The organism is Sphingobacterium kyonggiense (assembly GCF_039536825.1).
In the GTDB taxonomy this organism is placed as follows: domain Bacteria; phylum Bacteroidota; class Bacteroidia; order Sphingobacteriales; family Sphingobacteriaceae; genus Sphingobacterium; species Sphingobacterium kyonggiense.
This window is the reverse complement of sequence record NZ_BAAAZI010000004.1, coordinates 605813-618553: the sequence shown is the minus strand read 5'-3', so window position 1 is coordinate 618553 and position 12741 is coordinate 605813. Positions and strand designations below refer to the sequence as shown.

The following is a 12741-nucleotide window of genomic DNA, read 5'->3' as shown; positions in this document are numbered from 1 at the left end:
TATTATGAAAATTAAATATAGCTTATTCATTGCTGCAGCCTTAGTGTTGACCAGTTGTGAGAAATTCTTGGATAGGCCACAGCTTACCGAAGCAAATGATGAAACAGCTTGGACAACGGAAGAGAATGTTCGTCTTTATGCTGCACAATTTTATACTGATTTCTTTACAGGATATGGATTAGGATTCAATGTGGATGGTGCTTTATTAGCATCATATACCTTCAGCGATGACGTGTTGTATCAAGGAAATCAATCAAACTTTACCAGATCTGTTCCTGCAAGCTCCATCTGGGGTTACGGTACGATTCGCTCCATTAACATTATGGTAAATCGTGTACAGGACAGAATGCAAGGAGTATTGACTCCAGAAGCTTACAACCACTGGTTGGGTGTTGGCCGCTTCTTCCGCGCATTCCGTTATTGGGAATTGGTATATGCATATGGGGATATCCCTTATTATGACCGTCCAATTAACGATACGGAGTTGGATGAATTGTATAAAAAGAGAACTCCACGCAACGAAGTAATGGATGCCGTTTATGAAGACATGAAATTTGCATTATCAAATATTCGCGCGAATGATGGTGCCCAAACCGTTAATAAATTTGTTGCTGCTGGATTCATTTCTAGAATCGCTTTATCTGAAGGAACTTGGCAGAAGTATTACTATAAAAATAATGACCGTGCTAAGAAATTCTTAGAACTTGCTATTGAGGCGGGAGATATGGTTAAAGGAAGTGGGAAATATGCAATTGTGACAGATTACCGTTCGCAGTTCACTTCAGATAACTTAGCTGGTAATAAAGATATGGTGATGTATAGACAATATGATGAGGCAATGGCTGTGAAGCACTCCATTCTATCTATTCACAACCTAGCAGATAACGTAACTTACGGGCCTACTTCAGATTTATTGAAATCTTACTTGTGTACAGATGGTAAAACTTGGCAAAATTCAAGTGTAGACAAAGCAAATGATTTCACTACAGAGGAGATGGTGAAATCCAGAGACTCTCGTTTTGAGGCTACTTTCCATACGAAACCTACAGGTAGAAATAGGGCATCTTATTTATACATTACGAAGTTCTTACCTCGTGCAGCACAAGATAGTATTGCCAAAGGTAAAGCACCATTAAATGAACATTCGGGTGCAAACAACATCACTGATGCGCCTGTATTACGCTTTGCAGAGGTACTATTGAACTGGATTGAGGCAAAAGCAGAGCTTGCAACCATAGGTGGTGCAGCCGTTACCCAAGCAGATATTGATGCTTCTATCAATGCAATTAGAAAAAGACCTCTTGCTAAAGAGGCGGCTGATAAAGGTGTTAAGCAAACAGCTCTTATGGATTTAGGAAGTCTACCTTCTGATCCTGAGCGTGACATCTCAGTTAGTCAATTGTTATGGGAAATCAGACGTGAGCGTCGTATGGAATTAACCTTCGAGCACTCGCGTTTTGCTGACTTGAAACGTTGGTCTAAGTTGCAGTATATGGATACCGAAGTAAATCCAGATTTATTAGCAGGCGGATGGGTTAATTTCCCTACAGAAGCCGCAGGTGATCTAAAAGCTACCGTGTCTGTCGTAAAATTGAATGGCCAAATCGAAGTATACAATCCGGCTGATCCAACTAGTAAGGATAAAATGCTTGGATTCTACCGTTACACCCTAAATAAAGATAGGCTACCTTTCTATAACCAAACTAATGTGAACCCGTATTTATCACCGGTTGGAACCAACCAAATTAATGAATACGAAGCACAAGGTTATAAATTGGATCAAACCGAAGGTTGGCCGCAAAACTAATTATGGATCTTAATTAATTTGAGATATGAAAATGAATTTTAATCGTACAATAGGAGGTGTCCTGATCGCTTTAATAGGCTTCGTCGGATTTACATCCTGTTCTGATGATTTCCCATCAAATGTGGAATCGGATAAATACACCGATCTTAAGTCCGTTAAGATCGTGAATGCTGGGGCGCAAGGAAATGAAGTATTGGAAGGTACTATTGATGAAGCAACTAAAACCATTACTTTCCCAAGATTGGATACTTTGACGGATTTCTCAGCCGTGAAATTTGAAGCAGTTACATCAGATGGTGCTACTTTAGAAAAAGATGTGGTGAATATCCCTTTTCAAAAAGGTGATACGCAGAGAGATGTTATCTTGAAAGTGGTCAATTCCCCAAGGTTTAAGGAATATAAGGCGGTAATCCGCTTTAAAGTTCCTGTATATGGAGCTGACTTTACCAAGGGTACCGTATATGATTACTCTTCAAACCCGGTAGGTAATCCTACTTATGCTGGTTTTGGTGGTGGCTTAACTCGCGGAACTGGATTCGATGGTAAACATGTCCTTGTTATTAATAGAGGTAATATGGGCGTACATTTATTGAGTGTTGAAGACTTGAAAAACAATGTTACCAAACCTATTCCTGTTAACACGACTGGAGTTACCGGAGGTACCTATCCTTATAACATGGGTGCTCAAGTAAATGGACGTACATACATTGCTTCTTTATCTACAGCTTTGGCTTCTCCATTGAAACTTTATTATTGGGAAGACCCTGCTGCTGCTCCTCAAGTTATTGCAAATATTAACGTAGGTTCTTTAGCTGGTGCTGGAACACGTCATGGTGATAACTTCTCTATTGGATTAGATAACAACGGAAATGGTTATGCTTACTTTATCAGTATGGGTACTCAAATAATCCGTTTGAAAATTGAAGCGTATAAAAACGTAACTGAAACTTCAGTAATTAATACAGCTGTTGTATATGGTCAATGGTCATTTTATAACCGCATTGGCAATACAGATAATTACTTAATAACAGGCCACGATAAAGTAGTTGGTATAGCCAACAACGGTGGTGGTGTAAGTTACAATATGGCCGCAAGTTCAATTCCTGTACACGCTGGTGATCCACGTGTGATCGAATTTAACGGTGAGCGTTATTTATTAGTGGTGACTGTTCCTCGTGGTGGAAATGCTAATGACTGTAAGATGTATGTGTATAACATTACAAAGGGAGCAAACATTGTAGATGCCATAACTGCCTTTGAACAAAGTGATAACAAGAAAGCAATCTATGAGTTCTCTATCTCTGGCAATACCACTACTGCTCCAGGTACACAATCTGGATACCATATCGTGAAAAATGCTGAGGGAAAAGACGAAAAACTGATGATCTATGGAGCGTCAGCTGACTTCGGATTTACAATTGTAGAATTCCCAGTGAATGTATTAGAAGATTAATAATTACAATTTTACCCATTGAAAGGACAACAACTTATTTAGTTTATAGGCTTTATTAACCGTTGTCCTTTCTTTTTTATCGACTAACCTTTATATCCTTTTTATGATGAAAAAGCTATCTTTTTATACCTGTTTGTTTTTAAGCTGGACCTTATTGTTGGTAAGCTGTAGTAAGGACTCGAATGGTCCAGGAACGGTACTTCCTGATCCTGATCCTCAACCTACTGGATTGAAATTTCCTGCAAAGGAAATGCGTGCTGGATGGATTGCTACTGTCTGGGAACTGGACTGGCCTGGGGTACGTGGTGAGGCTGCGCAAAAAGCAAAGTATATTCAGCAATTGGACAGATTGAAAGAGTTGAAGTTCAATGCTGTGTTTTTTCAAGTGAAAGGAATGGGTGATGCATTTTATGATTCACCTTATGAACCTTGGTCTGCAGCAATCTCTGGTACCAGAGGTGTAGATCCTGGTTATGATGTGATGAAATTCTTAATCGATGAAACTCATGCTAGAGGTATGGAATTCCATGCTTGGATGAACCCTTACCGTATTTCTACGCGTGGAGGTGCTGGCGATGCTTATCCAGCTCTACACAGTTCCGTGAAACCTGAATGGGTATTGGATTTCCCAACCATTCGTATTTACAACCCTGCCTTACCTGAAGTAAGACAGCGATTGAACGATATCGTTAAAGACTTTATTACCAAATTCAATGTGGATGGTATCCACTTTGATGATTACTTCTATCCATCAGGTCAAGCCTACAAGGATGAAGAAGATTACAAAAAATATGGAGCAGGTTATGCTACTATTGCTGATTTCAGAAGAGGCAATGTAGACAAGGCGATTGAAGGGGTCTTCAAAACAGTCTCAGAAACAAAACCTGATATGGTGTTTTCCGTATCTCCGGCTCCAAATAAAAATGACAATTACAATAATCTTTATGCTGATATCGCCAAATGGACATCTTCCGGTTGGGTCGATATCTTAATCCCACAGTTATACCAAGAAATTGGTAACTCCTACAACCCATTTGAAGTAAACCTATCAACTTGGGTACAATTCAGAGGTAAGGCGAAGGTGGTCGTAGGCCATGGATATTATAAATTTGGCAGTGCAGGAAATGGTGCTGCTTTCCAATCTGTCGATGAATTGGAAAAACAATTTAATTTAGTAAGAAAGAACGATAAAGTTTTCGGTAGTGCAATCTATAGTGTTCGCGATGTATTGGCGAATCGAATTGGTATAACCGATAAACTAAAAACATTATATGCCAAAGATGTGCTTATGCCATTCTTTGGACGCGAGGTAGCGGCTAAACCAACCACACCCACCAATGTGAAAATTAATGGTACAGAGCTCTCATGGACGTTGAATGGTTCAAACGTGAGAGCTGCTGTCTATTATTTTGCTACCAAAGAATCCGTTGGTGAATTATTAAGCTTAACTTCTGCTAACAAACTACAGATCTCTAAAAGTGGTTTCTATTGTGTGACCAGCGTGAATGTAGATAACGTAGAAAGTAAAGAATCAGAATTGGTTAAGAAATAAGAATAGACTTTAAAAAAATGAGTAAAATTGAGCGAATTATGAAGAGAACAATTTTAGTAGGTATTTACTTCGTGTTGGGCATACTAACTGTCCATCCATTATTCGCTCAATCCTTCAAGTTTGCCCAAGTGACTGACACTCATGTTGGCGGTTCTACTGGTGCTGATGATCTTCGTCGTACTGTTGCAGATCTTAACCAACAAAAGGATATCGATTTCGTTATTCTCTCTGGAGATGTTACGGAATTTGGTTCTGATGTCGAATTAGCATTAGCTAAACAAATCTTGGACAGCTTGAAATTACCTTTATACGTGGTTCCTGGAAACCACGATAGCAATTGGTCCGAAAGTGGAGCTAATAGCTTCCGAAAAGTATTCGGTGCTGAAACCTTCTTTTTTGAACATAAAGGCTTCCAATTCATTGGAACAACCTCTGGACCCAATATGCGAATGAGCCCTGGACAGATTCCAAGAGAGAATTTGGTATGGATGGACTCCATCTTTAAAGCGAATCCAGATTCGCAAAAGCCCTTAATAGCCATTAACCATTACCCCCTAGACTCTTCTTTAAATAACTGGTATGAATCCATTGATCGTCTAAAAACACGTAATGTTCAATTGGCACTATGTGGGCATGGACATATCAATAAATTATACGATTGGGAGGGGATATCTGGGGTTATGACTCGATCGAATCTTCGTGCAAAAGACCCTATCGGTGGTTATAACATCGTAACCCTTACAACTGATTCTGTGTTTTTCCAAGTTCGCAAACCAGGACAAAGCACAGCGAAAGCTTGGTTGAAACTGGCAATGAAAACAGTGCCTGCAAATTTATCTTTGGGTGTAAAAAGACCGAATTATCAAGTAAATAGCCAGAGTAAAGCCAAGTTGTTATGGGAATATGAAGACCATGGTGATATTGGCGCTGGTATTAGTAGCGATGGTAAATTGTTGTTTACTGCCAATACGGTAGGCGAGGTCTATGCCTTAAACGTAGCAACCGGACAACGTGTTTGGTCCTTTAAAACAGGTGGCAAAGTATATTCCACTCCAGCCGTGCACAAAGGAGTTGTTGTGGTGGGCTCTTCTGATCATTACATCTACGGATTGGATGCCAAGACAGGTGCTTTAAAGTGGAAACTGGAAACAAATAAGGCCGTGTTGGGATCTCCTGCTGTAAAAGATGGAAAAGCTTTTATTGGAGGTTCGGATGGAACCTTTCGTTGTATCCAAGTAAAGGATGGGAAAGTATTATGGACTTTTGATCAAGTAAAAGGTTATGTGTCCACACTTCCAAGTTTAGCCGACGGAAAGGTGATTTTCGGTAGTTGGAGCAATGGTTTCTATGCCTTAGATCAAAAGACAGGCGCTTTAGTTTGGGAATGGAACAATGGACACCAAAACAGAATGTTCTCAGCGGCTGCGGTTTATCCGGTTATAGCCAATAACCGTGTGTTTATTGTGGCGCCAGATCGTTATATGACAGCTCTGGATTTAAAGACCGGGAAGATGATATGGCGTGAGAAGAAAGATGAATACCGTGTCAGGGAGTCTATTGGCTTGTCTAATAATAAGAAATTGGTCTATGCTAAAACCATGGATGGTGAATTGATCGCTGTGCCTGTGGATGCTGAGACTATGAATATTACCTGGAAGGCAAAAACGCAGCTACCTTATGAACTGGCACCTACTGCCATTTATAGCGATAAAAAGAACGTTTTTATGCCTTCTGACAAAGGTCTGTTAAGCGCAATTGATGCCAAGACCGAAGAATTGAAATGGCAATATAAAATATCCAATGGTATGATTAATCCGCCATTGGTATTAAAGAATAAGATTGCAGTAAGTACAATGGACGGCAAAATCGTCCTTTTAACCTACTAAAGGCATACCTATGTTGAAGAAATTATTCATCACACTGCTTGTGGGCTTTCTGAGCCTGAACCTTTATGCGCAGACCACTAACTCATGGATCCGCATCAACCAGTTGGGCTATTTGCCCAATAATAAAAAGGTGGCTGTATGGGTAAGTAAAGAGACAAACACCGTCAAACACTTTGAACTTCGGAATGCCCTGACCAATCAGGTCGTGTATTCCAATAATGCTGGTAAAGCATTTGGTGAATATGGCCCCTTTAAAAAGGGATACCGCTTTGATTTCTCCAAGTTTAAAGGTTCAGGAAAATTCTATTTACAGGCGGATGATGGTACGCGATCTCCGAATTTCAACATCAATGCCAATGTATATGATGGAGCAGCAGATTTTGCCCTGCGTTATATGCGCCAGCAAAGAACCTTATTTAACCCTTTCTTACAAGATAGCTGCCATACACATGATGGGTTTACCATGTATGCCTCCTCTGTTGGAATGCCAGATAGTACCCGTGTTGAAGTAGCTGGTGGATGGCATGATGCCTCGGATTACTTGCAGTATGCAACAACATCAGCCAATGCAACTTATCATCTTTTAGCGGCATATCGCGATTTCCCTAACGTTTTCACCGATCATAAGCAGTCCAATGGATTGGACGGTAAAAACGGAATTCCCGACGTTTTGGATGAAGCCAAGTGGGGATTGGACTGGTTGCTAAAAATGCATCCTACACCAAACATCATGTATAATCAGATTGCGGATGATCGTGATCATACGCGTTTGAGAATGCCCGGACAAGACTCCCTTTATGGTCGAGGGCATGAAAGACCTGTTTATTTTATTGACGGAAACCCTCAACAGCGTGGAAAATTCCTCAATAACACCACAGGAACCAGTTCTACTGCTGCAAAATTTGTGTCTGCATTTGGGTTAGGCTTTCAGTTATTCCAAGCTCAGGATCAAAACTACGCTGCGGTATTAAAAGAAAAAGCTGGAACAGCCTATCAATATGCGCATATCAAACCCGGAGTTACACAAACCGTATCGGTTAAATCTCCCTACATTTATGCTGAAGATAACTGGGTGGATGATATGGAATTGGCTGAAGCTACCTTATTTCAGTTGAATCAAGATCCTAAGCATCTTGAAAAGGCATTGAACTATGCCCGACAAGAAAGTATAACCCCTTGGATATTGAGAGACACTGCCAATCACTATCAATATTATCCTTTTATCAATTTAGGGCATTATGAATTAGTGAAATCAGCTGATAAGAAAGCCCGAAAAGAAGCTTTAAAATATTATAAACAAGGAATAGAGCAAGTATGGAATCGCGCAAAGGAAAACATGTTTTATCGGGGTGTACCCTTTATTTGGTGCAGCAATAACCTGACGACATCCTTTGCTATACAATGTATTTGGTATAGGGAACAAAGCCAAGACAAACAGTTTGAAGAATTGGAGCAAGCCAATATCGACTGGTTATTCGGGCTTAACCCATGGGGAACCAGTATGGTTTATGGTCTTCCAAGTGGAAGCGATACACCTGTCGATCCCCATTCTGCCTTCACCTATTTGCATAATTACCCTATTGATGGCGGATTAGTCGATGGACCAGTCTACTCCAATATTTACAAGAACCTCATCGGAATTAAATTAAATAATCCAGATGAGTATGCTGAATTCCAAAGTGACCTGGTGGTTTACCACGATGATTTTGGCGATTACAGTACCAATGAGCCAACCATGGATGGTACAGCATCATTGATTTACTTGTTATCTGCAAAAGAGAACGAGTCAAAAAAAAAAGAGTAATTGATTCCCAAGGCGCGATCGTGCGAGGGGATGCAACAAAAAAACAAATCAGCTTAATCTTTACCGGTGATGAATTTCGGGAAGGGATTTCGCATATCCGTAAAAGCCTGAATAAGCAAAACGTAAAGGGGAGTTTTTTTGTTACTGGTAGATTTCTGGAAGATGAACTAGCTAAATCAGTATTGAAGAAGCTTTACGAGGAAGGACATGAGGTAGGTCCACATTCCGATCAGCACTTACTTTATGCCCCTTGGGAGAAGAGAGATAGCCTCCTCGTTACAAAAGAAACGTTTAACAAAGATTTAACTGTCAACATCCAGAAATTACATGCACTAGGTATAGTGAATATTGATAAATTTGTGGCGCCATATGAATGGTATAACACACATGTTGCAGCTTGGACGAAAGAATTGGGCTTAAGTCTCTATAATTTCACCCCTGGCTTGCGTACTGCGGCAGATTATACCGATCCAGAAATGGGAAATCGGTATATGAGTTCTGAGGCTATTTTTAACCAATTAGTAAATTATGAAGTAAAAGAAGGTCTCAATGGGTTTATCATTATTATACATATTGGAAGCAATCCTAAAAGAACGGATAAGTTTTTTAATCAATTGGAAAAATTGATGGAGCTACTGAAAGATAAAAATTATAAATTCGTGCCGCTAAACGAATTATAAAATAAGAGTGCGGGTTTTTGCGTTTTTTACTAAAAAGTCGCATATTTACGGAAAGTTATTGAAAGTATTGCACATGCAGAAGGCTATGATCAACACAACGGAGAAGGATTCAAATTATCAAAACTTAGACAAAATGTCGGTTTTGGAGATCCTAAGTAACATTAATGAAGAAGATAAGACCGTTCCGTTGGCGGTAGAGCGAGTAATTCCTCAAATAGAATCACTGGTAAAAGTTATAGTAGATCGGATGAAGGGCGGAGGTCGCTTGTTCTATATCGGAGCAGGTACCAGTGGCCGTTTAGGTATTTTGGATGCTTCAGAATGTCCACCTACCTATGGAGTTCCTTTTGATTGGGTTATTGGCTTAATCGCAGGAGGTGATTCCGCAATTCGTAAAGCAGTAGAATTTGCTGAAGATGATTTGGAACAAGCGTGGAAAGATTTGGAAGAGTACGCCATAAACACCAACGATGTGGTTATCGGTATTGCTGCTTCAGGTACTACACCTTATGTCATTGGTGGTTTAGATAAAGCCAATGAAATGGGTATTGCTACTGGATGTATTGTATGTAACGGCAATTCACCTATTGCTGAACGCGCTCAATACCCAGTGGAAGTTATTGTAGGTCCTGAATTCGTTACAGGTTCTACGCGTATGAAAGCAGGTACTGCACAGAAATTGGTGCTTAATATGATCAGCACGGCTGTCATGATACAATTGGGTCGTGTAAAAGGCAATAAAATGGTCGATATGCAATTGTCTAACCACAAACTTGTGGGTAGGGGAGTTCGTATGGTGATGGCTGAAACTGGAACCGATGAGGAAACAGCGGCAGCACTAATTGAAGAATTCGGCAATGTGCGTCAAGCGATCGATAACTACAATCTGAAAAACAAACACTAAAAGACAGTATGTCACCTATCATCCTATTATCCTTTTTGGTCGTTTACTTCGGTATCCTCTTGGCGGTGTCTCACTTTACCTCCAAGAATTCCGCAGATAACTCTACCTTCTTCGTTGCCAACCGTAACTCCAAGTGGTATATGGTTGCCTTCGGAATGATTGGTACGGCCTTATCGGGTGTAACCTTTATCTCCGTTCCTGGAGATGTAGGTAATACCCCTGCTGGATTAACCGAACCAAACAATTTCTCTTATTTCCAGTTCGTTCTCGGAAATGCCATCGGCTTTATCATCATTGCCTATGTGCTCCTGCCGCTGTACTACCGTATGCACCTGACCTCCATTTACACCTATTTGGAAGAACGTCTAGGGCATAAAAGCTACAAATCAGGCGCTATGATCTTCTTGGTTTCCAGAACTATCGGTTCTGCATTCCGTTTGTATCTCGTAGCTATCGTCTTGCAACGGTATATCTTTGATGCCTGGAATGTTCCTTTTATTCTAACTGTATCCGTGTGTTTAGTCCTCATTTGGTTATATACCAATAAGGGCGGTCTTAAAACCATTATCATTACGGACACACTGCAAACAACCTTCCTTTTATTAGCTGTTGTATTATCCATTTATTTTATGGCCGATGGCCTTGGATGGACCGTAACAGAGGCTTTTGAAAAAGTAAAAGAAAGTTCATACTCCAAAATCTTTATCTGGGAAAATCTATTAGGAGATACCCGTAATATATGGAAACATATCATCGGGGGTATATTCGTAACGATTGCTATGACCGGTTTAGATCAGGACTTAATGCAGAAAAACTTAAGTATGAAGACCATTGGTGAAGCGCAGAAAAACATGATGACTTTTACCTCCATCTTCGTTGTTATCAACCTTTTCTTCCTAGCTGTAGGGGCATTATTGTACTTCTACGCAGAAGCAAATGGAATCAGTATTAAAGATTTAGGTAAGTCCGATTACCTTTATCCAGAGATTGCTTTACGTCACTTAAGTATTCTTCCGGGCATTATATTCATGATGGGATTGACTGCAGCTACTTTTGCCACTACCGATTCGGCATTGACTGCATTGACAACCTCTTACTGCGTGGATTTCTTAAACTTCAATAAAAAGGAGAACCCCAATGATCCAAAATTGGTCAAACAACGTAACTATGTTCACTTCGCTTTCTCGATCGTGATGTTATTGGTGATTTTGTTGTTCCATTGGATCAATGATGAATCAGTTGTATCTGCTATCTTTAAGATTGCTGGATATACCTACGGTCCATTATTAGGTCTATTCTCTTTTGGTATCCTAACCAAACGTAGAGTAAATGATAATCTAGTGCCTTACATCTGTGTATTAGCTCCAATATTAATGTTCTTATTAACCACGTATGTATTGCCACATACCGCCTATAAGATCGGGTTTGAGCTTATTGTGTACAATGGTTTATTGACTTATTTATTACTATTAGTTACTTCTCCAGGAAAGGTGGAAGGAAGAGTAGCTGGTAGTCGTCACGCTTAATAAACAATAAGGATGTCGCCTTATCAGGCGTCTTAATTTGACCTATCAAAAACAAACTATAATAATAACAACAAGAGCCCGATTTATTCGGGCTTTTGTTTTTGCATGGAAGGTGAAGAATTGGTCAGAATCTTAACTTATAAATCCGATTCTATTTGTCGCTTGAATGAACTGTAATGGGGTTTTAATACTGCTTGTTAACTATTGTTAATCAAAAGCTACTGATTTGTCTGTGCAAAAAAAATACAGTAAGTTTGAATACTAAAGAATAACATACATGTACCATCAGATTCAAGAATCTACTACTGCTATACGCCGTAAAATTGGCAAATTTACCCCTGAGTTTGGAATTATCCTAGGAACTGGTTTAGGCAAATTGGTCAATGAAATTGACGTGGAATTTCAGATGATGTATTCCAATATTCCGAACTTCCCGATCTCTACGGTGGAGTTCCATACGGGAAAGTTAATATTCGGAACGTTAAATGGTCGAAAAGTTGTAGCCATGCAAGGGCGCCTGCATTATTATGAAGGATATAGTATGCAGGAAATCACCTTTCCAATACGTGTGATGAAAGAATTGGGTATTCAAAAACTCTTTGTATCGAATGCTTCGGGTTCTTTAAATCCTGAAATTAAGAAAGGGGATATTGGTATTATTGAAGATCATATTAACCTGCTTCCTGATAATCCTTTGCGCGGACGTAATAACGAATCCTTTGGTCCACGTTTTCCTGACATGAGCCAGCCTTATAATTTCGAGATGATCGAACAAGGCTTAGAGATTGCTTCTGAATCTGGAGTAAAGGCCCATAAGGTCGTGTATGTATCTGCACCAGGACCTAATTTGGAAACCAGAGCAGAATACCGTTACATGCGCATTATTGGCGGAGATATTGTTGGTATGAGTACGGTTCCAGAGGTTATAGTTGCCAATCATATGGGATTACCTGTCTTTGCCATTTCTGTTATTACAGACGAGGGTTTTCATGAAGATCTGAAACCTGTTTCTTTACAAGAGATTGTGGCTGTAGCAGCCGAAGCAGAGCCTAAAATGACGCATATTCTAAAAGAATTGGTTGCATTGCAATAATTCTGCTTTTTTGAACTATTTTTGCTGAATAAATTT

General features: G+C 39.8%; 9 protein-coding genes. All 9 read left to right on the top strand.

The features are described 5' to 3' along the window. Positions 1-4: 4 nt before the first annotated feature. Positions 5-1807: a RagB/SusD family nutrient uptake outer membrane protein gene (locus tag ABD676_RS03735; RefSeq protein ID WP_344673325.1), complete on the top strand. Its 1803-nt coding sequence runs from the start codon at positions 5-7 to the stop codon at positions 1805-1807. Positions 1808-1838: 31 nt separating this feature from the next. Then, a complete protein-coding gene (locus tag ABD676_RS03730) occupies positions 1839-3260 on the top strand; it encodes a DUF4623 domain-containing protein (protein WP_344673324.1) in 1422 nt (473 codons plus the stop codon). 103 nt (positions 3261-3363) lie between these two features. Continuing rightward, positions 3364-4812, top strand: coding sequence for a glycoside hydrolase family 10-like protein (locus ABD676_RS03725; protein ID WP_344673323.1), 1449 nt, complete (start codon positions 3364-3366; stop codon positions 4810-4812). A 38-nt stretch (positions 4813-4850) separates the two neighbouring features. Beyond that, entirely contained in the window at positions 4851-6698 is a 1848-nt protein-coding gene (locus ABD676_RS03720) for an outer membrane protein assembly factor BamB family protein (protein WP_344673322.1), read from the top strand. Between the two features lie 10 nt (positions 6699-6708). Further along, positions 6709-8502, top strand: a complete 1794-nt coding sequence (locus ABD676_RS03715) for a glycoside hydrolase family 9 protein (protein ID WP_344673321.1) — start codon at positions 6709-6711, stop codon at positions 8500-8502. Positions 8503-8522: 20 nt separating this feature from the next. Continuing rightward, positions 8523-9182, top strand: coding sequence for a polysaccharide deacetylase family protein (locus tag ABD676_RS03710; RefSeq protein WP_344673320.1), 660 nt, complete (start codon positions 8523-8525; stop codon positions 9180-9182). A gap of 73 nt (positions 9183-9255) precedes the next feature. Next, on the top strand, positions 9256-10086 hold the full coding sequence (gene murQ / locus ABD676_RS03705; protein WP_425565265.1) for an N-acetylmuramic acid 6-phosphate etherase: 831 nt from the start codon (positions 9256-9258) through the stop codon (positions 10084-10086). 8 nt (positions 10087-10094) lie between these two features. Continuing rightward, a complete protein-coding gene (locus tag ABD676_RS03700) occupies positions 10095-11612 on the top strand; it encodes a sodium:solute symporter (protein WP_344673319.1) in 1518 nt (505 codons plus the stop codon). Between the two features lie 277 nt (positions 11613-11889). After that, positions 11890-12705, top strand: a complete 816-nt coding sequence (locus tag ABD676_RS03695; RefSeq protein ID WP_344673318.1) for a purine-nucleoside phosphorylase — start codon at positions 11890-11892, stop codon at positions 12703-12705. Positions 12706-12741 lie beyond the last annotated feature (36 nt).

Excerpts from the sequence above, each read along its gene's own strand:
- ABD676_RS03735 (WP_344673325.1), top strand. The coding sequence starts at position 5 with ATGAAAATTAAATATAGCTTATTCATTGCTGCAGCCTTAGTGTTGACC.
- ABD676_RS03730 (WP_344673324.1), top strand. The coding sequence starts at position 1,839 with ATGAATTTTAATCGTACAATAGGAGGTGTCCTGATCGCTTTAATAGGC.
- ABD676_RS03725 (WP_344673323.1), top strand. The coding sequence starts at position 3,364 with ATGATGAAAAAGCTATCTTTTTATACCTGTTTGTTTTTAAGCTGGACC.
- ABD676_RS03720 (WP_344673322.1), top strand. The coding sequence starts at position 4,851 with ATGAAGAGAACAATTTTAGTAGGTATTTACTTCGTGTTGGGCATACTA.
- ABD676_RS03715 (WP_344673321.1), top strand. The coding sequence starts at position 6,709 with ATGTTGAAGAAATTATTCATCACACTGCTTGTGGGCTTTCTGAGCCTG.
- murQ (WP_425565265.1), top strand. The coding sequence starts at position 9,256 with ATGCAGAAGGCTATGATCAACACAACGGAGAAGGATTCAAATTATCAA.
- ABD676_RS03700 (WP_344673319.1), top strand. The coding sequence starts at position 10,095 with ATGTCACCTATCATCCTATTATCCTTTTTGGTCGTTTACTTCGGTATC.
- ABD676_RS03695 (WP_344673318.1), top strand. The coding sequence starts at position 11,890 with ATGTACCATCAGATTCAAGAATCTACTACTGCTATACGCCGTAAAATT.